This is a genomic window from Pleomorphomonas koreensis DSM 23070, from assembly GCF_000425185.1.
Classification (GTDB): Bacteria; Pseudomonadota; Alphaproteobacteria; order Rhizobiales; family Pleomorphomonadaceae; genus Pleomorphomonas; species Pleomorphomonas koreensis.
Genome location: NZ_AULH01000026.1, coordinates 1 through 25,320 on the forward strand (window position 1 = coordinate 1; position 25,320 = coordinate 25,320).

Annotated in this window: 23 protein-coding genes and 1 tRNA gene; 11 read left to right on the forward strand and 13 right to left on the reverse strand. The window is 69.4% G+C overall.

The features are described from left to right. The 11 genes from H512_RS0118280 to H512_RS0118330 all read right to left on the reverse strand — a co-directional run. Positions 1-470: tetratricopeptide repeat protein (locus H512_RS0118280; RefSeq protein WP_169507175.1), on the reverse strand; the 470-nt coding region annotated here is incomplete at its 3' end. A gap of 399 nt (positions 471-869) precedes the next feature. Next, positions 870-959 (reverse strand) — tRNA-Ser (locus tag H512_RS0118285). A gap of 242 nt (positions 960-1,201) precedes the next feature. Further along, complete coding sequence (locus tag H512_RS26000; RefSeq protein ID WP_053240033.1) at positions 1,202-1,690, reverse strand: arsenate reductase/protein-tyrosine-phosphatase family protein; 489 nt, start codon at positions 1,688-1,690, stop codon at positions 1,202-1,204. Between the two features lie 496 nt (positions 1,691-2,186). Further along, positions 2,187-2,966 carry a succinate dehydrogenase iron-sulfur subunit gene (locus H512_RS0118295; protein ID WP_026784677.1) on the reverse strand — a complete coding sequence of 260 codons (780 nt, stop codon included), beginning with the start codon at positions 2,964-2,966 and terminating at the stop codon, positions 2,187-2,189. Between the two features lie 61 nt (positions 2,967-3,027). Then, positions 3,028-4,866 carry a succinate dehydrogenase flavoprotein subunit gene (gene sdhA, locus H512_RS0118300; protein WP_026784678.1) on the reverse strand — a complete coding sequence of 613 codons (1,839 nt, stop codon included), beginning with the start codon at positions 4,864-4,866 and terminating at the stop codon, positions 3,028-3,030. A gap of 2 nt (positions 4,867-4,868) precedes the next feature. Beyond that, entirely contained in the window at positions 4,869-5,258 is a 390-nt protein-coding gene (sdhD, locus tag H512_RS0118305; RefSeq protein ID WP_036792585.1) for a succinate dehydrogenase, hydrophobic membrane anchor protein, read from the reverse strand. A gap of 7 nt (positions 5,259-5,265) precedes the next feature. Beyond that, positions 5,266-5,664, reverse strand: coding sequence for a succinate dehydrogenase, cytochrome b556 subunit (sdhC, locus tag H512_RS0118310; protein WP_026784680.1), 399 nt, complete (start codon positions 5,662-5,664; stop codon positions 5,266-5,268). Positions 5,665-5,851: 187 nt separating this feature from the next. Next, positions 5,852-6,625 (reverse strand): alpha/beta hydrolase, encoded by a 774-nt coding sequence (locus H512_RS0118315; protein ID WP_026784681.1) that lies wholly within the window; start codon positions 6,623-6,625, stop codon positions 5,852-5,854. Further along, the gene (locus H512_RS24815) at positions 6,622-7,890 is read right to left on the reverse strand and encodes a glucoamylase family protein (protein ID WP_036792588.1); all 1,269 of its coding nucleotides are present in this window, start codon (positions 7,888-7,890) and stop codon (positions 6,622-6,624) included. Before H512_RS24815 ends, H512_RS0118315 begins: the two co-directional genes overlap by 4 nt. Then, positions 7,887-10,172 carry a beta-glucosidase BglX gene (bglX, locus tag H512_RS24820; protein ID WP_053240034.1) on the reverse strand — a complete coding sequence of 762 codons (2,286 nt, stop codon included), beginning with the start codon at positions 10,170-10,172 and terminating at the stop codon, positions 7,887-7,889. The genes H512_RS24815 and bglX overlap by 4 nt, the downstream gene beginning before the upstream one ends. A gap of 44 nt (positions 10,173-10,216) precedes the next feature. After that, on the reverse strand, positions 10,217-12,091 hold the full coding sequence (locus H512_RS0118330) for an ABC transporter ATP-binding protein/permease (RefSeq protein WP_026784682.1): 1,875 nt from the start codon (positions 12,089-12,091) through the stop codon (positions 10,217-10,219). A 256-nt stretch (positions 12,092-12,347) separates the two neighbouring features. Between H512_RS0118330 and H512_RS0118335 the strand changes: the two genes are divergently transcribed. The 11 genes from H512_RS0118335 to H512_RS0118385 all read left to right on the forward strand — a co-directional run bounded on the left by H512_RS0118335 (position 12,348) and on the right by H512_RS0118385 (position 22,956). Beyond that, a complete protein-coding gene (locus tag H512_RS0118335; RefSeq protein ID WP_026784683.1) occupies positions 12,348-12,554 on the forward strand; it encodes a DUF1737 domain-containing protein in 207 nt (68 codons plus the stop codon). 1 nt (position 12,555) lies between these two features. Further along, positions 12,556-13,014 (forward strand): YbaK/EbsC family protein, encoded by a 459-nt coding sequence (locus tag H512_RS0118340; protein ID WP_026784684.1) that lies wholly within the window; start codon positions 12,556-12,558, stop codon positions 13,012-13,014. Positions 13,015-13,394: 380 nt separating this feature from the next. Further along, positions 13,395-14,843 (forward strand): GumC family protein, encoded by a 1,449-nt coding sequence (locus tag H512_RS0118345; RefSeq protein WP_169507176.1) that lies wholly within the window; start codon positions 13,395-13,397, stop codon positions 14,841-14,843. Between the two features lie 38 nt (positions 14,844-14,881). Continuing rightward, a complete protein-coding gene (locus tag H512_RS24825; protein ID WP_036792591.1) occupies positions 14,882-15,874 on the forward strand; it encodes a UDP-glucuronic acid decarboxylase family protein in 993 nt (330 codons plus the stop codon). Next, positions 15,875-16,984, forward strand: coding sequence for an endo-1,4-beta-xylanase (locus H512_RS24830; RefSeq protein ID WP_053240035.1), 1,110 nt, complete (start codon positions 15,875-15,877; stop codon positions 16,982-16,984). It begins immediately after the preceding gene. Beyond that, complete coding sequence (locus H512_RS0118360) at positions 16,981-17,631, forward strand: exopolysaccharide biosynthesis polyprenyl glycosylphosphotransferase (RefSeq protein WP_036792595.1); 651 nt, start codon at positions 16,981-16,983, stop codon at positions 17,629-17,631. The genes H512_RS24830 and H512_RS0118360 overlap by 4 nt, the downstream gene beginning before the upstream one ends. Continuing rightward, the gene (locus H512_RS26005) at positions 17,621-18,343 is read left to right on the forward strand and encodes a polysaccharide deacetylase family protein (protein WP_053240036.1); all 723 of its coding nucleotides are present in this window, start codon (positions 17,621-17,623) and stop codon (positions 18,341-18,343) included. The genes H512_RS0118360 and H512_RS26005 overlap by 11 nt, the downstream gene beginning before the upstream one ends. Then, a complete protein-coding gene (locus tag H512_RS0118370) occupies positions 18,340-19,584 on the forward strand; it encodes a lipopolysaccharide biosynthesis protein (RefSeq protein WP_156899563.1) in 1,245 nt (414 codons plus the stop codon). Before H512_RS26005 ends, H512_RS0118370 begins: the two co-directional genes overlap by 4 nt. Then, complete coding sequence (locus H512_RS0118375; RefSeq protein ID WP_026784688.1) at positions 19,581-20,861, forward strand: O-antigen ligase family protein; 1,281 nt, start codon at positions 19,581-19,583, stop codon at positions 20,859-20,861. The genes H512_RS0118370 and H512_RS0118375 overlap by 4 nt, the downstream gene beginning before the upstream one ends. Continuing rightward, complete coding sequence (locus H512_RS24840; protein WP_053240037.1) at positions 20,858-21,745, forward strand: glycosyltransferase family 2 protein; 888 nt, start codon at positions 20,858-20,860, stop codon at positions 21,743-21,745. Before H512_RS0118375 ends, H512_RS24840 begins: the two co-directional genes overlap by 4 nt. After that, a complete protein-coding gene (locus H512_RS0118385) occupies positions 21,742-22,956 on the forward strand; it encodes a glycosyltransferase (protein ID WP_026784689.1) in 1,215 nt (404 codons plus the stop codon). Before H512_RS24840 ends, H512_RS0118385 begins: the two co-directional genes overlap by 4 nt. Here the strand turns inward: H512_RS0118385 and H512_RS24845 are convergent. Next, on the reverse strand, positions 22,919-23,668 hold the full coding sequence (locus tag H512_RS24845) for a WecB/TagA/CpsF family glycosyltransferase (protein ID WP_169507177.1): 750 nt from the start codon (positions 23,666-23,668) through the stop codon (positions 22,919-22,921). The two genes, H512_RS0118385 and H512_RS24845, sit on opposite strands and share 38 nt — an antisense overlap. Next, the gene (locus H512_RS27480) at positions 23,661-25,298 is read right to left on the reverse strand and encodes a GMC oxidoreductase (RefSeq protein ID WP_053240039.1); all 1,638 of its coding nucleotides are present in this window, start codon (positions 25,296-25,298) and stop codon (positions 23,661-23,663) included. Before H512_RS27480 ends, H512_RS24845 begins: the two co-directional genes overlap by 8 nt. Between the last annotated feature and the right edge of the window lie 22 nt (positions 25,299-25,320).

The following is a 25,320-nucleotide window of genomic DNA, read 5'->3' on the forward strand; positions in this document are numbered from 1 at the left end:
GCATCCACGGGGACGCCCTGGCCCTTCGCCAGCATCAAGCCGAGGTTGAGCTTGCCGGTCGTGTTGCCCGCATCGGCGGCTTTCTGGAACAGCTCTGCCGCCTTGGCGCCATCGGCGGCCACCACGGTGCCGTCGCGATAAAGCTCGCCCAGGCGGACGTAGCCACTCACATTGCCGGCATCCGCCGCCCGCTGCAGAAGGTCGATCGCCTTCGGCCCGTCAATGGCGATCGGACCGCCGCGCGTATAAAGGTCGCCCAGCTGATAGAGAGCGTTGGCATTGCCGCTGTCGGCAACCTGCTCGAGTTGATGTAGCGCATCGGCCGCTTTTGACGAGGAGGACGACGCCTTGATGACATCGACCAACCCTTTGACATCAATCGCGGGGGGAGCTTTCGGATTGTCCTGGGCAAAGCCGTTTGCCGCGAACAAAAGGGCGGAAGATGCGAGGAGGATTGCAAGGCTGCGCATGGGGCCTCCAGTCTCAAAATAGGTCAAATAAATTAGCCGGAAACGGCGGATCGGAAAAACACTGACCCAAAGGCTAACGCTGTTGCCTATGGTTAGCAACCCGACTGAGAGATCGTTCCGACAAAGACGCCCTCGGAAGCAGAGACGAGGATGGCTCCGTCCGGAGACAGGAATGTACAGGTAGTTGATCTGCCTCGGGAAACCGGTTGCGACGACCCGAGGTCATGCGCTGTATAAACTTTGTTGTGAAATGCCCTCGGCGCCGATCGGCATCCTGTGATCCGATGATCCACGGTATCAAGGTTGACGACGTCAGAACCCGAAGCTGGGAACGCGGCTGGCCCGAAGCCTATTCCTGCGGAGGCACCGAGCGAGGCGAAACTGCCGTGAGCAGGACAATGGCGGAGAAGGAGGGATTCGAACCCTCGATAGAGTTGCCCCTATACACGCGTTCCAGGCGTGCGCCTTAAACCACTCGGCCACCTCTCCATACGGCCGGCGCCCCGGCTCGTGGCCGCGCACTATAGCGATGTTCAAAGCGAGCGCAAGGGGGGTGATGAAGGGCATTTTGAAAGTCGGCTGAGCCGGATCGGACTGTCGCATCAGCCCCTTGCCGATGGACGGTCCATGACGCCGCAAGGAGCCGGTTTCGGCCGGGAGACGAGACGAGATACACCCTCCCAGACTGGGGAAAATCGACCGCGGGCGATGGTTGCCGGCGGCCAGTCCGCTCATGCCCACAGCCGCGAGGTCGGCGGATTCTCGCCGTCGATCGCCTGGCGGACGCTTTCGATGCGCCGCACCAGCTCGCCGGAGATGCGCGTCTCAAGCGCGTTGAGCACCGTCTCGGTGACGGCGCGGCGCTCGGCCTTGCGCTCGACCAGCGCCGGATCGCGCAGCGGCCAGCGCAGCGTCGCGTATTCGGCGAGGCGGGCGCAGTCGGGCTCGGTCCAGGTGACGGTGGCGAGGTCGACGACGATGTGCGGCCTCAGGCCGCCCGGCAGGGCGAAGATCGTCCAGGACTTGGGCTCGAGGCCGTCGGTGGGGATCGCCCGCTGGCCGAGCGCCTGCCGGGCTTCCGGCAGCAACGTCGCAGCCAGGCGGCTGCCGGCGCTGAAGGCGCGGACGCGCGTGTCGCCGCGCTGATTGAGCAGCGCCTCGGCCATCAGGCTGGTGGCACTGTTGGTTTCGCACAGAAACAACACATCGACGGTCTGCATCCTGAACCAGTCCCTGACGCTCGGAGGTGTTGCCAATGTCATCGTACCGCCTCTTTCCGCCCCACCCACAGGGAAAGCGCCGTCTCCCCCAACTCGGCCGCCGCTCCCCGAACTCCTCTGCGCCATGCCGATGGATTATCCATGGCGTTTCCAAGACAGGCCGATGACGCCCCTCGGACAACCCAAAAGCATAATCCGCGCCATCCCGCCGCCGCCCTGACTCAAAACGCCTAGACCAAAGTCTAAGTATTTAATTTGCAAGGCGGAATCGGCATGACGCCGGCCGGCGCATGGCAGGTATAGTGTCCGGGCCGGTCCGACAAGACCGCCGAAGGGCGAAGCGCCGCGGAAGGTCGCACGGAGACGCCGGCCGGCGGCAGGGTACCGGCGGCGCAATTGACGGCTTTCTGAGCAAGGTTCAGCCGCCGGCGCGAGCAGCGGACCGGCGGCTTCGGGAACTGTGGCGGGCGTCTTTTCCGGCGTCGGCAAGCAGCGGTCAGATATGACGCTCGACCAGCATCTTCTTGATCTCGGCGATCGCCTTGGCCGGATTGAGACCCTTGGGGCAGGTCTGGGTGCAGTTCATGATGGTGTGGCAGCGGTAGAGGCGGAACGGGTCCTCGAGGTTGTCGAGGCGTTCGCCGGTCGCCTCGTCGCGGCTGTCGATCAGCCAGCGATAGGCCTGCAGCAGGATGGCTGGGCCGAGGTAGCGGTCGCCGTTCCACCAGTAGCTCGGGCAGGAGGTGGAGCAGCAGGCGCAGAGGATGCACTCGTAGAGGCCGTCGAGCTTCTCGCGGTCGGCGTGGCTCTGCCGCCACTCGGTGGGCGGCTCGGGCGACACGGTGTGCAGCCACGGCTCGATCGACTTGTGCTGCGCATAGAAGTGGGTGAGGTCGGGCACCAGGTCCTTCACCACATTGAGGTGCGGCAGCGGGTAAATCTTGATCGGGCCGTCGATCTCGTCCATGCCCTTGGTGCAGGCCAGCGTGTTCATGCCGTCGATGTTCATGGCGCAGGAGCCGCAGATGCCCTCGCGGCAGGAGCGGCGCAGCGCCAGCGTCGGATCGACCTTGTTCTTGATCCAGAGAAGCGCGTCGAGCACCATCGGCCCGCAATCATCGAGATCGACGAAGAAGGTGTCGAGGCGCGGGTTGCGGCCGTCCTCGGGGTCCCAGCGGTAGACGCGGATCTCGCGGACGTGGGCGGCGCCCTCCGGCTTCGGCCAGACCTTGCCGGCCTTGATCTTCGAGTTCTTCGGCAGCGTGAGCTGGACCATGGAGCTGTTCCCTCGGAAGCTTTCGTTTGCCGGCCGATTTGCGGCGGGACTTTCGCGAGCCTCAGTACACCCGCGCCTTCGGCTTGATGTAGTCGATCTCGGAGGTCATCGTGTAGGCATGCACCGGCCGGTAATCGAGGCCGACCGTCCGCGTCCCCTGGTCGATCGAGGCGAGCGTGTGCTTCATCCACCCGGCGTCGTCGCGATTGGGGAAATCCTCGCGGGCATGCGCCCCACGGCTTTCCTGGCGGTTGAGCGCGCCTTCCATGGTGACGACGGCCTGGACGATCAGGTTCTCGTATTCGAGCGCCTCGGTCAGGTCGGTGTTCCAGATCAGCGAGCGGTCGGTGGTGCGGAGGTCGTCGCCGGCCGCCCAGCAGCCGTGGATCAGCCTGACGCCTTCCTCCAGCACCTCGCCGGTGCGGAACACGGCGCAGTTGGACTGCATGGTCTTCTGCATATTGAGGCGCAGCTCGGCGGTCGGCGTCGCGCCGGCGGCGTAGCGGACGCGGTCGAGCCGGTCGAGGGCGCTTGCGCCGGCGTCCTTCGGCAGGTCGGCGATGCGGCCGCCCTTGTCGATGATCTCGGCGCAGCGGTGGCCGACGGCGCGGCCGAACACCACGAGATCGATCAGCGAATTGGAGCCGAGGCGGTTGGCGCCGTGCACCGAGACGCAGGCCGCCTCGCCGACGGCCATCAGGCCGGGCACGACGCTGTCGGCGTTGTCGCCGACCTTGGTCAGCACCTCGCCGTGGTAGTTGGTGGGAATGCCGCCCATGTTGTAGTGGACGGTCGGCAGCACCGGGATCGGCTCGCGCGTCACGTCGACGCCGGCGAAGATCTTGGCGCTTTCCGAGATGCCCGGCAGCCGCTCGGCCAGGATCGCCGGGTCGAGGTGGTCGAGGTGCAAGTGGATGTGGTCCTTGTTCTTGCCGACGCCGCGCCCCTCGCGGATTTCCATGGTCATCGAGCGGGAGACGACGTCGCGGCTGGCCAGATCCTTGGCCGACGGCGCGTAGCGCTCCATGAAGCGTTCGCCCTCGGAATTGGTGAGGTAGCCGCCCTCGCCGCGGGCGCCCTCGGTGATCAGGCAGCCGGCACCGTAGATGCCGGTCGGGTGGAACTGCACGAACTCCATGTCCTGCAGCGGCAGGCCGGCCCTGAGCACCATGGCGTTGCCGTCGCCGGTGCAGGTGTGGGCCGAGGTGCAGGAGAAATAGGCGCGGCCGTAGCCGCCGGTGGCCAGCACCGTCTGGTGGGCGCGGAAGCGGTGGAGGAGGCCGGTCTCCATTTCGAGCGCCACCACGCCGCGGCAGGCGCCGTTTTCCATGATCAGGTCGATGGCGAAATACTCGACGAAGAACTCGGCCGAATGCCGGAGCGCCTGGCCGTACATGGTGTGCAGCATCGCGTGGCCGGTGCGGTCGGCGGCGGCGCAGGTGCGCTGGGCGATGCCTTCGCCGAAATTGGTGGTCATGCCGCCGAACGGCCGCTGGTAGATCTTGCCTTCCTCGGTGCGCGAGAAGGGCACGCCCCAGTGCTCCAGCTCGTAGACGGCGGCCGGCGCGTTGCGGACGAGATATTCGATGGCGTCCTGGTCGCCGAGCCAGTCGGAGCCCTTGACGGTGTCGTACATGTGCCAGCGCCAGTCGTCCGGCCCCATGTTGCCGAGCGAGGCGGCGACGCCGCCCTGCGCCGCCACGGTATGCGAGCGGGTCGGGAACACCTTGGTGATGCAGGCGGTGGAGAGGCCCGCCTCCGAGGCGCCGACGACGGCCCGAAGGCCGGCGCCGCCGGCGCCCACCACCACCACGTCGAAGGTGTGGTCGATGAAGGTGTAGGCGCGGCCGCCGACGCTGAAGGCGGCCTTGCCGCCGGCATTTTGCTCTGCAACGGCCATGATCAGGCTCCGAAGGCGATCTTGAGAAGCGCCACGGCCGAGGCAATGCCGACCAGCGCCGAGAAGAAGGAATTGGCCATCAGCGACAGCACCCTGAGGAACGGCTGATTGACGTAGTCCTCGATGATCACCTGCATGCCGATCTTCATGTGCCAGACGCTGACGCCGAGGAAGGCCAGCATCAGCACGGCGATGAAGGGGTTGCCGAGCGTGGCGAGCACCGTGGGATAGTCGTCGCCCTGCAGCTTGATCAGCAGCGCGACGTAGACGAGCGACAACAGCAGCGCGGCGACGCCGGTCACCCGCTGCTGCCAGAAATGCCCGGTGCCGGTCTTGCCCGAGCCAAAGCCGCGGGCGCGCTTCAGCGGCGTCTCGATCTGGAACTTGGTCATGGCGACCTCAGCCGAACAGAGTGGCGACAACGACGACCAGCGCCGTCAGCACGAGGCCGGCCACCAGGTTGAACAGGGCCATGCGGTCGGCGGTCTTCTTCTCGAAGCCGTAGCCGAGGTCCCAGATGAAGTGGCGGATGCCGCCGATGGCGTGATGGATCAGCGACCAGACGAGGCCGATGAGGATCAGCCGGCCGATCCAGGTCTGGTAGAGACCGTCGACGCGGGCGAACCAGACGGGACCGCTCGCCGCCGCCACCAGCCAGACGGCGACGAACACGGTGCCGACGTAGAGGAAGCCGCCGGTCATGCGGTGGACGATCGACATCGCCATGGTCAGGATGAAGCGGAAGACCATGAGATGCGGCGAGAGCGGACGGGAAGCCGAGAGGCGGGCGTCGGCCATCGGATGAGGTTCCCTCGTGAGGCGGGAGACGGGCGCTCCCTTGGAGCGGCTCCTTACGCTGACGTTAGCGTCAAGGGGTCGGAATAGCGTGAGTCGTAAGTACCTTCTCGGAGGGGAGGCGTCAAAGCCAAATCGCCGTCCGGACGGTGCAAAACGATAAAGTGTACGCAGAAATGCGACTATATGCCTAGACCGACGGCGATACGGCATCAAGCCGGTCGATCGCATCGGTCAACTCGGCGAGATAGTCGCCGCCTTCGAGGCAGTGCGAGGCGTCCGGCAGCAGGCGGAAGAGCGGCGGCGACGGCAGCCGCCCGACCAGTTCGCGGACGTTCTCCGGCGGCGCCACGATGTCCTTGCCGCCGGCGAATATGGCGACCGGCAGCGTCAGGCGATCGACGACGGCGAACACGTCGTGGCGCGGCCATTCGTCGAGGGCGCGCGGCACCTCGCGCCGGAGGTTGGCGATACCATCAGGATGATATTTCTCGCGCGCTTCGATCTGGCGGACGCCGGAGGTGAAGGGCGACACCAGCAGCAGATGGCCGACCTTGCCGAGATAGTCGCCGGCGGCAAGGCGCATGACGGCATAGGCGCCCATCGAGTGGCCGCACAGGGCGAGATGGCCGCCGCTCCAGCCGATGTCGGCGGCATGGGCGACGGCCCAATCCGCGGCCCGGCGCACGTCGCGGACGTGGTTTTCGAGGAGGAAGTCGGCTTCGGCGCCGGCGCTGTCGTTCCAGGCCGAGGCGCAGCAGTCGGGCGACACGACGATGTAGCCGCGCGCCCGATAGGCGTCGATCAGCTTCAGCATGTGCGGCGCCCGCGCCGCGCCGTTGCGGCCATGGGCGGTGACGGCGAGACGGGGCGAGGGCGCGTTGCGCCACACCTCGATACTGATACGCGCGTCGGGCGAGAAGGGGTCGTCGGAAGCGCCGAGCGGCACGACGTCGGGCGTCATGCCACCGACGCCCGGTCGATGTGCGGGCTGGCAAAGCCGAGCCGGGCGAGGCCGGCCAGCACCTCGGGCGCCGTCATGAACAGCGTCCAGATCAGGCCGGAGCGGTGGTTCTCGATCATCACGACGATCGGCCCCTGGTCGATGGCGAGATGGCTCGATGCCTGCCAGTGGCGGCCGGGCGAGAAGGCGTCGGCCAGCCCGCGCGGCCCGAACAGCCGGCCATCCATGGCGGTGAGGAAGCCGCGCAGCGCCGCCATCGCTTCGGCCGGCACGTAGGGCATCGAGGCGAGCGCCGCCGTCGGCGTGATGACGCCGGTGTCGTTGACCGGCGAGTGGGCGTTGTAGCCGTCGAAGGTGTCCGACGCCGTGAGGCCCCAGCAGTCCGGCCCGTAGCCGGCAAAGCCGTGGGGATTGGTCAGGCAGTGGGCGCGGTTGATCAGCGCATGCGCGGTGTTCTGGACGAAATAGTCGGCATAGGCGTCGACGAGGCCGCGCGGGTCGAGGCCGAGGAAGGAGTAATGGGCGAAGAACAGCGGCCCGCCATAGTCCGGGCCGAGCGGCAGCGTCACGCCGCCGTAGTCGCGACCGTTCAGGAAGTCGCGGCCCCTGGCCCAGGAGCCGTGATAGGTCGAGGCCGGCACCGGATGGGTCGGCGAGGCGGCGGCCAGCACGTGGGTGATCAGGCACTCGTTCCAGCCGGTGATGGCGTGGTTCATGGCAAAGCCGTGCAGCGGGCTGAAGTGCCAGAGGAGAGCGCCGTCGTCGCGCAGGTGATGGCTCCACTCGACATGGCGCCACAGGCGGTCGATGCGGGCGGCAAGGTCAGGCCGCACCGGAATCAGCCACTGGCGGGCGGTGAGGAGGCCGGCCATCAGGAACGAGGTCTCGACGAGGTCGCCGCCGTCGTCCCGCTCGCCGAAGGGAATCGTCTTGCCGGTCGCCCCGTTCATGAAATGCGGGAACACGCCGTGGAAGCGGTCGGCCGCCTCCAGGAAGCCGACGATGCGACAGATGCGCTCGATCACCTCGTCCTTCGGCAGGAAGCCGCGCTCGACGCCTGATATCAGCGCCATGACGCCGAAGCCGGTGCCGCCGGTGGTGACGGTGTCCTCGGGCGAATAGCCGAAGGCGTCGTTGTCGCGCTCGCGCGCCATGCCGCTCACCGGATGGCCGTAATCCCAGAAATAGCTGAGCGTCGCCTGCTGCACGAGATCGAGCAGCGCCTCGTCATCCATGGCCGCGACGTCGGCCGGCGAAAGGATCATGACCGGTCTCCCTGGGTGTCCGGCATCTCCCAGACGACGCGCACCGTCTGGGTGTCGCGCGAGTTGGGGCCGACGTGGATGTCGAAGGCGCCGGCCTCCCAGCGCCGGCGGGTGTCGGTGACGGTCTCGGCCACCGAGAAGTCGAGGTCGGCCGCCGCGAGGGCAAAGGTGACGGTCTCCGCGGCGCGCGGGGAGAGCACGATCTTGCGGAAGCCCTTCAGCTCCTTGACCGGCCGGCTGACGCTGGCGAGCGGATCGCCGACGTAGAGCTGCACCGTCTCGAATGTCGGGAGGTCGCCGAGGTTGGTGACGGTCACCGTGACCTTCAGGCGGTCGTCGCCGCTGAGCGCCGTGCGGTCGGCGCGCGGCGGACCGTAGGCGACGCGGCCGTAGCCGAGGCCGAAGCCGAACGGATAGAGGCCGTCGTTCTGCGGCACCTCGTCGGGCAGGTCGACGTAGCCGGAGGTGAACTTCTGGAAGCGGCCGGGCGTCGGCCGGCCGGTCGGCCGATGGGCATAGGTCACCGGCACCTGGCCGAGGCAATAGGGGAAGGTGGCCGGCAGGCGTCCGGACGGCTCGGCCTTGCCGAACAGCACGTCGGCGAGGCCGTGGCCGATCTCGGTGCCGCCGAACCAGGCGATGAGAAGCGCGTCGGCCAGCGCCGCCTCCTCGGCGAGCACCAGCGGCCGGCCGGTCATCACCACCACGACCAGCGGCTTGCCCGTCGCCTTCAGCGCCCTGAGGAGCTTCTTCTGCGGCTCGGGCAGGGCGAGGTCGCTGCGCGAGGAGGATTCGCCGGAATATTCGCGCGCTTCGCCGACCACGGCGACGACGACGTCGGCGCTGCCGGCTGCCTCGACCGCCTCGGCGATCATCGCCGCCGGCGGCCGCTCGTCGATGACGACGGAGAGGTCCTTCCAGTCGTGGACGTTGAGGCGCTCGGCGAGCCACGGCTCGTCGACGATGTTGGTGCCCTTGGCGGTGATGAGGCGGACGGCATCACCCAGCGCCTCGCTGACGCCGTCGGCGATCGGCACGACGGTGGAGGGCGAGGCGGCAACGGCCCAGGTGCCGTTCATGTTGACGCGGTCGTGGACGAAGGGACCGACCAGGGCGATGGCGCCGAGCCGGCCGCTCTCTGGCGCCGGCAGCGGCAGCAGGTTGCCGTCGTTCTTCAGCAGCACCGTGGCGGCGGCCACCGCCTGACGGGCGAGCTGGCGGTTGGCGGCCGTCAGGATCGGCTGCGCGGCGCGGCCCCAGTCGAGCCGGTGGTAGGGATCGTCGAACAGGCCGAGCTTCAGCTTGGCCTCCAGCACGCGGCGGCAGGCGGCGGTGATCAGCGCCTCGTCGACAAGGCCGGCCTCGACGCTTGCCGCCAGCGTGTCGAGATAGGCCTCCGACACCATGTCCATGTCGACGCCGGCCGTGAGGCCGAGGCGGGCGGCGTCGGCCCGGTCGGCGGCGACGCCGTGGGCGATCAGCTCCAGGATGCCGGTGTAGTCGGCGACGACGAGGCCGTCGTAGCCGAGCCGGTCGCGGAAGAGGTCGGTGATCACCGCGCGGTTGGCGTGCATCGGCACGCCGTTCAGCGTGTTGAAGGAGGCCATGACGGCGCCGGCGCCGGCCCGCATGCCGGCGACGAAGGGCGGCAGCACCACGTCGTGCAGCGTCATGGGCGACAGGTCGACCGCGTCGTAGTCGCGGCCGCCCATGCCGCCGCCGTAGCCGCAGAAATGCTTGAGGCAGGCCATCACCGCGTCGGGGCGGGAGAGGTCGCCGCCCTGGTAGCCGCGCACCATGGCCTCGGCGAAGCGGGCGGCGAGATAGGGGTCCTCGCCGGGGCTCTCGGCGATGCGTCCCCAGCGGGGATCGCGGCAGACGTCGACCATCGGCGAGTAGACCTGATCGATGCCGATCGACGCCGCCTCCTGCGCCGCGACGCGGGCGCTGGCGCGGACCAGCTCCATGTCCCAGCTGGCGGAGAGCGCCAGCGGCAGCGGAAAGACGGTCTTCTGGCCGTGGATGACGTCCTCGGCGAACATCAGCGGGATCCTGAGCCGCGTCTCCTGGGCGAGGTCCTGGAACACCCGCACCGCCTCGGCCGACTTGACGCCGAAGATGCCGCCGATGCGGCCCTCGCGGATCTTGTCGGCGACGTCGGTGTTGACCACCGTGCCGGTCAGCGTCTCGCCGCCCGGCGTGACGAGGTTGAGCTGGCCGATCTTCTCGCCGAGCGTCATGCCGGCGATCAGCCTGTCGATGAAATCCCTGTCCTTGGTCATGTCGATCGTCCGTTGCGGCCCCGAAGGATCACGAGAGATGGGGCTCACGAGAGATGGCGCATCGCCGACAGCATCGAGCGCAGGCCGCCGCGCGTGTCGCGGATCGGCGGCGGCGCCGGCACCACCACCGGCTCCAGGCCGGCGCGGCCGTTCTCGATGTTGAGGATGGCGTGGTAGAAGGGGCGGCCGAGGCTGTCGGTGGGCGGCGTCTGCTCGTGCATCACCGACAGCACCGTCGCCTTGGGGCAGTATTGCTTGACGAGGCGGTGGAACTCGCTGCGCGCCTCAGGGTCGAGGGCGGCGGTGGCCTCGTCGAGGAACAGCACGTCGGGCGTGTGCAGCAGGATGCGCGCCAGCACCACCTTCTGCTTCTGGCCGCCCGACAGCACGTCGTCCCAGCGCCGGCCGCGATAGGAGGGATTGCCCATCGACGGGATGAAGTCGCCGAGGCCGACCGCGCTCATGATGGCCGCTACCTCGAGGTCGCGGTGCTCGTGCTCGTCCTCGGGCATGGAGATCAGCTGCTTGAGGCTGGCCTGCGGCAGGCGGGTGTCCTGGCAGGCATAGAGCGATTTGACGCCCTCGGGCATCACCACCCGGCCGCGGCCATAGGGCCACAGGCCGTTGAGCGCCTTGATCAGGCAGGATTTGCCCGAGCCGGAGGGGCCGCGCACGAACACCCACTGGCCCGGCTTGACGTTGAGGCGGGCGACGCGCAGGAACGGCTGCGCCTCCTTGCCGGCGAACATCAGTTCGAGCCCCTGCACGGAGAGGCCGCGCTCGGCCGGCTGCGCCTCGTAGCGGAACTCGGAAATGCCGCTCTCGCGGTAGAAGGCCTGGGCGTCCTGCACCCGCTCGATGGCGTCGGCCAGCTCGACCACCCGGTAGACGTTGGCCCTGAGGTTGGCGATGTCCGGCATCACCTGGATCACCCAGGAGCAGTCGCTGATCAGCTCGCTGACCAGCTCCGAGCCGGTGACGTAGGTCTTGAAGGAGATGCTGCCCTGCATGTAGGCGGGCATGTTCGGCAGGTAGGCCACCACCCTCTGCGTGATGTAGGTGTAGCTGCCGTTGAACGACAGGAACAGCGCCGACACCTTGTTCTGCAGGCCCCAGGTGCGGTCGATCGACTGGTACTGGCGGCGGTGGATCGCCGCCTGCACCTTCTCGCCGCGGGCGGCGGCGATCGGCAGCACGCGGCGGACCAGCGTGGCGAGTTCGGCGCGGTAGCTGCCTTCGTAGCGCAGCATGGCCATGTTCAGCGCCTGGATGGCCTTGCCGATCCTGAGCGCGATGGCCGTCGACACCGGCACGTAGGTGACGGCGAGGGCGAACACCAGCGCGGCGCTGGCGTAGGAGCCGAGGAACTCGAGGCCATGCACGGAGACCGAGGTGGAGATCAGCATCTCGCCGACGAAATAGACCGAGGTCACCACCGAGATCAGGCCCATGGCCATGCCGAGCGCGTTGCCGGTCATCGCCTTGATCGACTCCTGGATGCGCTGGTCGATGTTGTCGGGCACCTCGGCGCCCTCGTCGGCGGCGCCCATCACCAGGAGGTGGTAGTAGGGCCGGCGGTCGGAGAGCAGCGCCGCATTGAACCGGCCATCGAGCCACTGGCGCCACCGGCGATGCAGCGTGGTCGAGAAATAGTGGCGGAAGCCGATGAACACCGCGAACTTCAGCACGGCAAGGCCGACCAGCACGCCGGCCGCCGTCAGCACGTCGGCGATGCCGGAGGCGCCAAGGTCGGGAAACGAGGCGATGGTGGAGATGAAGGCGCCGGAGGCCTGCGCCAGCCAGACGCCACTCTTGCTGGCCGCCGCCGACAAGAGTGCCACGGCGGCGGTCAACGCCCAGGCCTCGCGCCACTTTTCCGAGACCCAATAGGCCCTGAGCAGCCCCCAGAAGCTACGCATGGACGAGACAGGGGTAGCCAGCAGCGTCACTCCCGGTTGGTCGCCCCGGCCGGGCGATCGCATCGCGGCGAACATCGGGGGGACCTTCAGATAGATAAAACCTGCCGCGCAAACTTTAACGCCGCTTTAAGTCTGTCTTGCGCCGGCATCGCCAAAAAGGATGAGCGGTGCATGCGTACCCCGGCGGCGCCCGATCGCCTTGACAAGGCGGCGGCGGACGGACCTATTCGGGCGATTTTCCGAAAGGACCCCGCCCATGAAGCTCTACCGTTTCCTGACCGGCCCGGACGACGCCGCCTTCTGCCATCGCGTCAGCGCGGCGCTGAACAATGGCTGGCAGCTTGCCGGCTCGCCGGCGCTGACCTTCGATCCCGTGCAAGGGCGGGTCATTTGCGGCCAGCCGGTGGTGAAGGACGTCGAGGGCGTCGACTACACGCCGGACATCAAGCTCGGCGAGTGGTGAGATGAGCATCGAGAGCGTCAAGGCCTTTTTCGCCGCCCATGCGCCCGACATCGAGGTGATCGAGACGACCGCCTCGTCGGCCACCGTGGCGGAAGCCGCCGCCGCCCACGCCGTCGAGCCGGCGCAGATCGCCAAGACCATCTGCCTCCGGGTCGGCGACCGGGCCATGCTGGTGGTGGCCGGCGGCACCGCCCGGCTCGACAACCGCAAGGCGCGCGAGGCATTCGGCGGCAAGGCGCGCATGCTGGGTCTCGACGAGGTGGTGGAGCTGACCGGCCACCCGATCGGCGGCGTCTGCCCCTTCGGCCTCAAGTCGCCGCTGCCGGTCTATTGCGACCAGTCCCTCCGGCGCTTTGCCGAGGTGCTGCCGGCCGCCGGCGCTACCAACGCGGCGGTGCGCATCGGTACCGAGCGTCTCGCCGACCTCGTCGGCGCCACCTGGATCGACGTCTGCCAGTGAGCGGACGGCCGGGCGGCGACGCTCGACGCATCTCCGGAAGCATCGTGCCTTGACGAAGATGTGACGCCTCCGGCCTCCGTCTTCCCGCCGCTGTGACCGGCCGGCCGCTAGGGTCGGCGACGACTGGCCGCCAGCCGTTGCCGAAGGACAAGTCCCCGGCAACCCCAGGCTTTGGCCGTCTCCGCTTGTTGAATCACCGGTGGCGGCAAAGGCGCCTGATCAGCGCGCTGCCGGCCGCTGCCCGTATTTTCACATATAATTGGTTTCAAAAGCAATTTTTTCTGTTAACCAGATTTTAACTCTTTCATACCGGCCGCCCGGGGTTTGTGATAGTGAAAACAACAAAATGCACGCGTCACTAGTGGGTCGGTGCTATGAAAATGGGTGTTGAGTATTCGGACGGCTCGGCCGGCGAGGCCAGCCTTGCCGACGATCTGCGGCTGCTTGCGCGGGCCTTCGCCTGCCGCTGGCGGCTGATGGTGCTGATCGTCCTGCTGTTCGTGCTCGGCGGCCTGGCCTTCGTCTGGCTGTCGCCCAAGGCCTACACCTCCGGCGTTTCCATCTTCATCGACCCGCGCGAGCGCGGCCTCGTCAACCTCGGCGTGGCGCCGACCGGCCTGGGCTCGTCGTCGCAGGGCGCCGACGGCGCGCTGGTCGACAGCCAGATGGCCATCCTCACCTCGCGCTCGGTGCTCGGCGCGCTGGTCGAGCGGCAGCACCTCGATCAGGACCCCGGCTTCACCGCCGTCGCCTCCGGACCGATCGCCGATCTGCGCGCTCTGGTGGCAACAGCCCTCTACGGGCCGGGCCAGGGCCGCGCCGCCGACGTGCCGCCTTTCGAGCGGGCGCTTGCCAGGCTGCAGAAGGCGGTGGAGGTGAAGCGCGTCGACAACACCTACGTTCTCGACATATCCGTGACCACCGGCGAGCCCACCCGTTCGGCCGATCTCGCCAACGCGCTGGCCGCCATCTATCTCAGCGACGGCCAGACCGTCATCGACGACAGCGCCCGCGAATCGGCGGCGAGCCTCGAAGCGCGCCTCGCCGAGCTTGGCCGGACCACCGAGGAAGCCGAGCGGGCGGTCGCCGACTACCGCCGCCAGAACGGACTGATGGGCGCCGACGGCGTGCCGCTGGCCGAGCGACAGGTGAACGAACTGAGCAGCCAGCTGGTCAGCGCCTCGGTGGCGGCGGAAGCGGCGCGCACGGCGCTCGAGACGCTGCGCGGCGGCGTCGGCACGTCGGCGTCGGATACCGCCAACCAGCTTCGCGTGCAGATCGGTCAGGCGCGGGCCGAGGAGAGCGTGCTCGCCGACACCTACGGCCCCCGCTATCCGCGCCTTGTCCGGGCCGCCGAGCAGCGCAAGGCGCTCGAGCGGGCGCTCGACGCCGAACTTGCCCGCCTGCTGGCCAAGGCCGAGGCCGACGAGCGCACCGCCACGCGGCAGGAGGCGGCCCTCAAGCAACGGCTCGCCGCCGCGCAGGAGGATCTCTCCCGCACCAACGCCGCGTCGGTCAAGCTCAAGGAACTCGAGCAGGTGGCCCGGCAGAACCGCGACATCTTCGACAGCTTCGCCACCAAGGCCAAGCAGGCGCGCGAGCAGGTGTCGCTGCCGACCACCACCGCCCGCATCATCTCGCCGGCCCGGCCGGTCCTGAAGCCCAGCGCGCCGCGTGCGCCGGTGGTGCTGGCCGCCAGCGCCTTCCTCGGCTGCGTCGCCGGCTTCGGCACGGCCTGGCTCCTCTATCTCCTGTCAGGGCCGCCCAGGCGGCGACGCGCTCCTCCCGCTCCGTCGTTGCCCAAGCGTCATCTCGCCGCCGCCGAGTGAACGCCCCGACAGACTTGCCAACAAGGTTGTAGCCGACAATGCATTCACCCCATCAGAAGACGGTGCTCGTGACAGGCGGAGCCGGATTCCTGGGCAGTCATCTCTGCGATCGCCTGCTCCGGGACGGCGCCAAGGTCATCAGCCTCGACAACTTCCAGACCGGCAGCCGCCTCAATCACCGGCAACAGGCCGCCAACCCGGATTTCCGGCTGATCGAGGCCGACGTCGCCGATCCGCTGCCCGACCTCGAGGTCGACGAGATTTACCATCTCGCCTGCCCCGCCTCGCCGGTACACTACCAGGAAAGCCCGATCGCCACGCTGAGGACCAACCTCCTCGGGGCAATGAACGTGCTGGAGCTGGCGGCGCGCGCCGGCGCGACGGTGCTGCTCGCCTCGACCAGCGAGGTCTATGGCGATCCGCTGGTCCATCCCCAGCCCGAGGACTATTTCGGCAACGTCAACCCGTTTGGCGAGCGCGCCTGCTACGACGAAGGCAAGCGGGCGGCCGAGGCGCTGTTCTACGCCCATGCCGAGGAGAAGGGCGCCGACATCCGCATCGCCCGCATCTTCAACACCTACGGTCCGCGCATGCAGCCCGACGACGGCCGCGTCGTCTCCAACTTCGTGGTGGAGGCCCTGCTCGACCGCCCCCTCACCGTCCATGGCGATGGCTCGCAGACGCGCTCCTTCTGCTATGTCGACGACCTCGTCGACGGCCTCGTCCGCCTGATGGCCAGCGACGTCCGCACGCCGGTCAACCTCGGCAATCCCGGCGAATTCAGCGTCGCCGAGCTGGCCGACATGGTGGTGGCGATGACCGGCTCGCACTCGGCGCTGGCTCACCTGCCGCTGCCGGCCGACGATCCCCGCCGCCGCCGGCCGGATATCGCCAAGGCCGAGCGGCTGCTCGGCTGGACGCCGGCAGTGCCGCTTGCTGCGGGTCTCGCGTCGACCATCGCCTATTTCCGGGAGGCCGTCCTCGATCCCGCGTCCGACGACCGGCCGTCGCATCTTCTGCCGATGGAATAGATGTCCCTCAGCCGCCGCACCCTTCTCGCCGCCTGTGCCGGCCTGCCATTCGCAACGTTGGACCCGGCTTCCGCCCGGTCGGCCGGGCAGGATGCCGGGCTTGGCGCCCTGGCCGCCCGCTCCGGCCGCTATTTCGGAGCGGCGGTGTCGAGCATCGATTTCGCCGGCGACAACGCCTATGCGCGCCTTCTCGACACCGACTGCTCGGTCTGGGTGGCGAGCTGGGAGATGAAATGGGGCGCGCTGATGCCGACACTCGGCGGAGCGATCGATTTCCGGGCCGCCGACGTCATCGTCGCGGCGGCGGCGCGCCATGGCAAGCGGCTGCGCGGCCACACGCTCCTCTGGCACGAGCATCTGCCGGCCGGCGCCGAGCGCCTGTCGACGCCGGCCGACTGGCAGCGCTTCGTCGCCCCCCACATCGCCACGGTGGCCGGCCGCTATCGCGACGCGGTGTTCGAGTGGGACGTCGTCAACGAGGCGATCGAGCCCTATGACGGCGGCGCCGACCTGATGCGCCGCACGCCCTTCTACGCCATGCTCGGCCCCGATTATGTCGCCGAGGCCTTCCGTCTTGCCGCCGAGGCGGCGCCATCGGCGCGCCTCTATCTCAACGACGACCACGTCTACTATGCCGAGGACTGGCAGGAGCAGCGGCGCACCGGCCTCTTGCGTCTCCTCGAACGGCTGGTCAAGGCCGGCGTACCGGTGCACGGCCTCGGCATGCAGGGCCATCTCGACACCCGCCGGCGCTTCGACGAGCAGGTGTTCCGCCGGTTCCTGCAAAGCCTCGAGGACCTCGGCCTGACGCTCGCCGTCACCGAACTCGACGTCACCGAGGCGCCGGACGCCAGCGGCCGGTCGCTCGACGCGCGTCGCCGCCGAGCCGCCGAGGAGGTGCGGAAGGTGCTCGCCGTGGCGCTCGACAGCCCGGCGCTCGTCGGCGTCGTCACCTGGGGCCTTTCCGACGCCGACAGCTGGCTGCGCAAACGCGGTCCCGACATGTTCGACAACCAGGGCCTGCCCTACGACGACGCCCTGCAGCCGACGCCCTTCCGGGAAACGCTGGCCTCGCTGTTCGCCTCGACCCGGAGCCGGCACGCATCATGACCGAAACCACCGACGATCGTGCCGCCCACATCCTGGTCGAAACGCCGGCCGCCGCCCGCTCCGCCACGAAGCGTGCCCTCGACGTCGCCGGCGCTGGCGCCGGCCTCCTGCTGCTGGCGCCGCTGCTCCTGTTCGTCGCCCTGCTGATCCGGCTCGACAGCCGCGGACCGGTGCTGTTCCCGCAGGATCGCCACGGCCTCGGCGGTCGCGTCTTCCGCATCTACAAGTTCCGCACCATGACGGCGGCGGCCAGCCGCGAGGCCTTCCGCCAGGCCACCGCCGGCGATGCCCGCATCACCCGCATCGGCGACATCCTGCGCCGGACCAGCATCGACGAACTGCCGCAGCTCTTCAACGTGCTCATCGGCGATATGTCGCTGATTGGGCCGCGGCCGCATCCGCTCGCCCTCGACGCGCATTATCGCGAGCTGATCCCCCGCTACATGGACCGCTACGCCGTCCGCCCCGGCATGAGCGGCCTCGCTCAGGTCAGCGGCCATCGCGGCCCGACGCCGACCACCGCCGACATGGCGGCGCGGGTCGAGTACGACCTCCGCTACATCGAGGACTGGTCGTTCGGCCTCGACCTCCGCATCCTCCTGAAGACGGTCATTCCCTGGTGGAGGGAGGTGCGCCGTGGCGGCTGAGCGGGCCAAGGCACGGTTCGGAGCGCGCTTCGAACTGGTCGTCGGCGTGCACGACCTCGCCGAGACGCCGGACGCGCGCGACGACGAACTCGCCTCCTGGATGCCGTTCTCCGAGGCCGAGCCGGTCCTCGGCCGACTGCTGGCGGCCAGCCGCCGTACCGGAACGCCGCTGCGGGTGACCAGCGACGACGCCTTCCGCTCCGACCTCCATCTGCTCGCCCCCTGGCTGGTGCGGCACGGCGTCGCCGGCGCCATCTTCGTGCCGACCCGCTTCCTCGGCCGGCCCGGCCGCCTCACGGCTGACGACGTCAGGGTGCTCGCCGGCCTCGGCCTGGAGATCGGCGTCCACGGTGCCCGCCACGTCGACTGGACGGCGCTGTCCGAACGCGAGTTCATTGACGACGTGACCGAGGGCCGGCGCGCGCTGGAGCAAATCCTTGGCCGTCCGGTCGATCTGGCGGCGGTGCCGTTCGGCCGCTTTGACGCTCGCGTTCTCGACCGGCTGCTCGCCATGGGCTTCCGCGAGGTGCACACCAGCCGGCCGGGCCTCGCGCTGGCGTCGGTGCCGATCAAGCCGCGCAACATGCTGAAATCCGGCAGCCTGCCGGCCGTGCTCGCCCTCGGCGACCGCCGGGGCGATTGGCGCGACGCCGCCCGCTGCCGCCTGCGCCGCCTGTCGACGCGCTTCCGATCGATCGGCGGCGCGCCATGAAGCGAACCATGCTGATCTCGCTGGTCGACCAGGCGCTGAACAGCGCCTTCAGCCTGCTGCTCAACCTCGCCTTCATCGCCTTCGCCACGCCGGCCGAGTTCGGCCGCTTCGCCTTCGTGCTGGCCGGCAGCTTCTTCGCGGCCTCGGCGCAGAACGCGCTGATCGTCATGCCGCTCAACTACCTGCTGCCGGGCCGGCCGTCGGCCGAGGCCGCCGCCGAGCTGTCCATGCTGACCTCGGCCAACCTGGCGCTGACGCTGCTGGTGCTGCCGGTCAGCCTCGGCCTTGGCGCCGTCATCGGTGCCGATACCGCCCTCTCCCTCGCCATCCTCGCCTATTTCCTGACGTTGATGGCGCGCGAATACCTGCGCAACGTGCTGGTCGTGCAGGGCCGCATGGCGCGGACGCTCGTCTACGACGCGGCGGCGCTCGCCGCGGCGGCGGTCTTCGCCACCGTCTTCTGGCAGGGGCTGGCGCCGGAGGCGGCGGTGCTGGCCGGCCTCGCCGCCGGCAACGCCCTTGCCTTCCTGGTCTGCCGCGTCGACCTCAACGCCGATCTCCGCCGCCTGCCGGCCCACCTCTCGGCCTATCGGCAGGTGTGGAGGGATACCCGCTGGGCGTTGCAGGGCGCGTTGCAGAACGAGGTCGTCATGCGCAGCTACGTCTTCCTGGTGGAGCGGATGCGCGACGCGGCGGCGCTCGGCAGGCTCAACGCCGGCCGGGTCGTGCTGTCGCCGCTCCTGCTCGTCGGCGCCGCCTGGTGCCGCGTCGCCCGGCCGCGCATGGTGGAAGACCTGAGGGCCGGCCGGTCGGCGGCGGTCGTCGGGCTGTTGCGGTCGGGCGCGGCGATCGTCGCCGGCGCGGCGCTCCTCTACGGCCTCTGCCTGGCTCTCGCCTGGCCCTATGTCGAGACCTACGCCTTTCGCGGCCGCTACGGCGACATGGCCGGCATCGTGTTCTGCTGGTGGCTCTATGCGCTGGTCGCCGGCCTGACCTCGGTGATGGCGACGCTGATGGAAGCGCGACGGCAGTTCCGGGCGCTGGCCGTGGTCGGGCTGGCCGGCGCGGTGCTGGTGCCAGTTTCCCTGTTCGCGCTGCTTTTCGCCGGCTTCGACGCGTCGGCCGTCGTGCTCGGCCTTGCCGGCGTGTCGCTGCTCGAATGCGCCATCTTCGCCACGCTGACGCTGCGCGACCTGATGGCGCCGGCCGCCGGTCCGGACCGGCAGGCGGATGCGCCATGAGCGAGACGATCGCCTTCAGCGGCCTCGGACAGGGCTATCGCCGGCGCCTCGCCGTGCTGTTGCCGGCCGTCGACCTCGCCTATTTCATGATCCTGTGGCCGCTGGTCTATGCCAAGGACTACGTGCCGGCCGACCTCGCCACCGGCGGCGCGGTGGCCGAGGTGCAGCCCGGCCTCCTGAACCGGCTGTTCTTCCCCGGTCTCGCCGCCCTCTCGGTGATCCTGATGATCGCCGAACGCCACCGGCTCGGCCGCTTCCGGCTGTTCGGCTTCTGCCTGATCGTCGCCTTCTTCGGCTATCTCGGCCTCACGGCGGCCTGGGCGCTGGTTCCCATGACGACGCTGACCCGCCTCACGCTGCACATCCTGCTGCTGATCGGCCTCATGCCGGCGCTGCTGCTCGCCGAGCGGATGGACGACATCCTCCTGCCGATGGTCTGGGTGGCGGTGGCCGCCGTCGCCATCAACGTCCTGTCGGTCGCCGTCGTGCCGACGACGCCGATCGGCTTTCCCGGCATCTACCCGCACAAGAACACGCTCGGCGCCAATGCCGCCATCGCCGGCCTGTTCGCCATCTACGCGCTGACCCGCGCCGATCACCGCATGCGGCTCGTCGGCTTCCTGACCTTGCCCGCCGTCGCCTTTTTGCTGCTGATCAGCGAGTCCAAGACCTCGCTCGGCATCCTGCTGCTGGCGCCGCCGGCCGCCATCCTCGCCGCGGCGATCCGCCGCCGCCTCAGAATCGCCCTGCCGATCCTGATGGTGGTGCTGACGATACCGGCCGCCTTCCTGCTGGGTGGCGGCCTGCCGGGCCTCGACTACCGCGACGTGTCGCGTCTGGTCAGCGGCGACCCCACCTTCACCGGCCGCACCGACCTCTGGAAGTTCTCGGTCGCTCACATCGCCGAGCGGCCGCTGACCGGCTGGGGCTTCCAGTCCTTCTGGGGCATCGGCCCGGCCTCGCCGGCCGCCCGCATGACCGACACCTTCATCGCCCACACGCCGCACTCCCACAACGGCTACCTCGACATGGCGCTCGAGGGCGGCATCATCGCCCTGGTACTGTTCCTGATGATCATCCTGATGATCGCCCGCTGGATCGACCGGCTGGTCGACCGGGATGTCGGCGCCGGCATCCTCATGGCGTCCTGTCTGCTCTATCTGCTATGGCAAAACCTTCTCGAGACCGACTGGCTGCACGGCATGACCACCGCCAACGTCCTGCTGCTGATGCTGATGCTGTCGGCCGCCGTCGCACCGCGCCGGAGGCCGCCGTGATCTCCGTCCTGATCGCCAGCATGGGCCGTCCCTTCCTCCTGTCGACGATCGACAGCGTCGCCGCCGCCCGTGTGCCGGCCGGCGAGAGCGTCGAGGTGATCGTCGCCGACGACAGCGTCGACGGCGCGGCGGCGCGGCTGCTTGACGGCCGCGATGTCGGCCTGCCGCTCCGCGTGCTGCCGGCCGGCGCCGGCAACGTGTCGATCGCCCGCAACGCCTGCCTCGACGCGGCGGCCGGCGACTGGCTGATCTTCGTCGACGACGACGAGACCGTCGAGCCCGGCTGGCTGGAGGGCCACCTTTCCGCCGCCCGCGACTTTGCCGCCGACGCGGTGTTCGGGCCGGTGTTCCCGCGCTATCCCGCGGGGACACCGGCCTGGTTCGTCGCCGCCGATCCGCTGTTCCAGGACTGGCGCTGGGACGAGGACGGCCGGCCGCATCCGCACGGCCGCACCGGCAACACGCTGATCCGCCGGTCGGCGCTCGGCGGCCTGCGCTTCGATCCGGCCTTTGGACGGACGGGCGGCGAGGACCATGACTTCTTCCTGCGCTTTGCCGCCGCCGGCCGCCGCATGGTGGTGACCTGCCGGGCGCGGGCGCACGAGGACATTCCCGCCGCCCGCGCCACGCCGGCCTATGCGCTCGCCCGCGCCGTCCGGTCGGGCGAGATCTACGCCCGCACCCGGCTCGTCGGACGCGGCCGGGAGGCGGCGTTGGCATTCTCCGTTGACGCCGCCATCAAGCTGGCGGCCGGCGCCGTCCTGTGGCTGGCGCTCCGGCCATTCGACCGGCCGCGGGCGTTCGGCTACGGCCGGCGCGCCGCCGTCAACCTCGGCAAGCTCAGGGGCGTCGTCGGCTCGCGGCCGCTGGCGGCCTGGCGATGAGCGACATCGCCGCCACCGGTGAGACGCGCCGGCCGCTGATCCTGCACATCTCCTCCGACTATCTCGACCCGATCCGGCCGCCACCGATCACCGATGCCGTGGTGCGGCTGGTCGACCGCATGACCGATCATCCCGAGATCGTCGTGTCGTTGCAGCGCGTCGTCGATCCGGCCCGCGTCGCCTGGCGCGACTTCGGCGACGTCGATGGACGGCGGCTGATCGTCTACCGCTATTTCGCGCCGCCCTTCGGCCTCGCCATGGTCGCCTGCCAGTGGGTGGTGGCGCGGCGGATCGGCCGCTTCCTCGCCGCCGATGGCCTCTGGCCGGATATCGTGCACAGCCACCGCTTCACCTTCGAGGGCATCGCCGGCTGGCTGCTCGCCCGTCGCCTGGACGCGGCTTTTTTCGCATCCATGCGCGGCGAGGTGGAACGCAAGGTGTTCCGCTCCAAGCCGACCTATCGGCCGCTGTTCCGCCGCATCGCCCGCGACGCCGCCCGCATCTTCTGCGTCTCGGCCTGGTATCGCCAGGGTTTCGAGCGCTACACCGGCGTCGATCCGGCGAAGATCGCCTTGCTGCCGAACATCGTCTACAACGCCCGGCCGCGGATCGTACCCCGCGCGCCCCGGCCAGTGATCGTATCGCCGATGTCGCTCAGGGCGATCGACAAGAAGGGCCTGCCCGAGCTGATCGCCGCCTTTGCCAGCGTCCGTGACCGGCTCGACGGCGTGACGCTGGAAGTGATCGGCGAGGGGCCGCCGGAGGCGCTCGCCCGCGTGCGATCGCTGATCGCCGCCCACGACCTCGAAGGCCGCGTGCTGCTCCGCGACTTCATGCCGCACGAGGCGCTGCTCGACCATCTCGGAGAGGCGCTCGCCATGGCGCTGCCCTCGCACGCCGAGACCTTCGGCATGGTCTATCCGGAGGCGCTGTTCGCCGGCACGCCGATCCTCCACACCCTGGGTTCGGGCATCGACGGCTATCTCGACGGCCTCGACGTCGGCATCGGCGTCCGGCCGGGCAACGTCGGCGACATCGCCACCGGCCTGGTGCGTCTTGTCGAGGACAACGCCGCCTTCCGGGCGGCGATCGCCGCCGCTTCGCCGGTCCTCTACGAGCGTCTGGCGCCGGAGCGGACGCTGGCCCGCTACCGGGCGGCGGTGGCGGAAGTCGTCAGGGATCGCCGGCGCGACGACGTCGCAGATAGATGAGAAACACCTTCGGCCCGTCGACGAGATAGCGGCGCCACAGGCGGCGCGGCTCGGACAGCAGGCGATGCAGCCATTCGAGGCCGAGGCGCTGCCAGCCGTCGGGGGCGCGCGGCAGCGTGCCGCTCAGGAAATCGACGGCGGCGCCGGCGCAGAGGATGACGCCGCCCTTCTGCCGTCGCGCCGTCCGCACGTCGGCGGCATAAAGCTCCTGCTTGGGGAAGGACAGGCAGGACAGCAGCACCTGCCAGTCGGCCGCCGCCGCTGCCTCGACGGTCGCCCGCCATTCGGCGGTGCCGGGCGTCAGCCGGTCCGGCGTGTCGATCAGCGTGAAGCGCCAGCCGGGGAAGCGGGCGCCGAGCGCCTCGGCCTGTTGCGGCGTCGGGCCGGCCAGCGCGATGACGAGGTCGCGGTTCTCCGGCGTCGCCAAGAGGTCGGCTATCCGGTCGGTGCCGGTGCGCGGTGTCAGGCTGAGACCGCTCCAGCGGCCGAGGCGGGCGAGCACCTTGCTGTCGCAGAGGAAGAGGTCGGCCGAGCGGTAGACGGCGACGGTTTCCGCCGGCAGCTGCCGGTCGAGCGCCACCACGTGGTGGACGTTGGGCGTCACCAGCATGGTGGTCGTCTCCCCACGCGCCGCGCCGGCGATCAGGCCGACGATGTCGGCGATCGGGCCGGTGCTGAAGGGGATGCCGAGGAAGCGGACCATCTCAGTCATGCCTGCCGCCGGCAAGATGCTCGGCGAGCCGCACCGCGAAGGCGGCGATGGAAAGTGTCGGGTTGCACTGGCCGGAGGTCGGGAAGGTCGCCGAACTCGCCACGTAGAGATTGTCGATGCCGAAGCAGCGCAGGTTCTCATCGACTACGCCATCCTCCGGCCGCGCCGCCATGCGCGCCGTGCCGATCTGGTGCGTGCCGTGGGCGGCCAGCGCCAGGATGGCGTCGACCGTCTCCTCCTGCGGCTGGCGGTATTCGAGGCAGCCGACGCCGGTGCGCGTCAGCCAGTCTGCAAGAACCGCGTGGGCGCGCGCCACCGCCTCGGCGTCGGCGCGGGCGAAGCGGTAGTCGATCCTGAGCTTCGGCACGCCCAGCCGGTCGCGATCGTCCGACAGCGTGACGCGGCTGTCCGGCTGCGGGCTCTGCTCGGCGTGATAGGAGAGGCCGTAGCGCCGCGCCGCGTTGCGGGCGAAGAAACCGGGCATCGGCGGCCGGGCGAGATAGCGCTTGTAGAGGAAGGCGGCGATGCTGAGCCCGGCGCGCGGCAGGTCGCGGAGAATGTTGACGATGTGCGGCCAGACGGCGAGATCGTCGGGGATGTGCCGCTTGCGGATCGCCTCGGCGATCACCAGCCGGCCGAACGGCGGGATGGCGAAGGCGAGGCAGACCATCGACAGCAGGCCGCTCCGGTGGCGCGGGTCGGCGACCGGCGGCACCACCGGCCAGAAGGAGACGTTGAGGAGGTGCCGGTCGATCTGCGCGGCGTCCGAGGGGATCAGCCGCCGCCGGGCGTAGGAGCCGTGCCCGTCGAGGTAGAAGTCGTAGGCGGCGTCGATGGTATCGGAGTTGAAGACGATGTCGGCGATCTCGCCGATCACATGGCCCATGTAATAGCGGCCGAGTGGTCCGTCCTCGCCGCCGAACAGTCCGGGGTGCTTCCGCTGGAGCACCAGAAGCTGGCGGGTGCTTTCGAGGCCGCCGGCCGCCAGCACCACCGTCCTGACCGGCAGGTCGCGGCGGGTGCCGTCGCGGTCGGCCACCGTCAGGCCGGAAATGCGGCCGTTCTCGAAGGTCATGTCGACGACGGTGGCGTTGAGGCGGACGTCGATCCGCGACGATCGCTCTATCTCCCTTCGGTGCGCCGTCTGCACGGCGGCGACGGCCGAGAAGCGTTCGAGCCGGGTGTAGTCGATCGTATCGTCGGTGATGTCGACACCGGCGATGGGCGACCGGAAGACGTTGGCGCCGGCGGTGAGATAGTCGACGGCCGCGTCGTAGTAGGGAAGGATGTCGGCGTAGCGGAGCGGCCAGGCGGCGTCGACGAGGCCGGGCCGCGGCTCGAGGTCGATCGGGTCGAACGGCTGGCAGCGCACCGCCCAGAGGTTGGAGGTGCCGCCGAGCCGCCGGGAAACGGCGATCGACATGTCGTCGTGCCGCAAGGGATCGACGATGTCGGCATCCGACAGCGCCTGCTGCAGGCGGTCGGCATGATTGGAGCCCGATTCCAGCACCAGCACCCGCTGGCCGCGCCGCGCCGCTTCGAGCGCCAGGACGAGACCGGCCGGGCCGGAGCCCACCACGCAGATGTCGTGATCGGCGATGGCCGGTTCGGTAAGGGAGGCTGAGATCAACTGAAGTCCTCTGTTTTCCCGA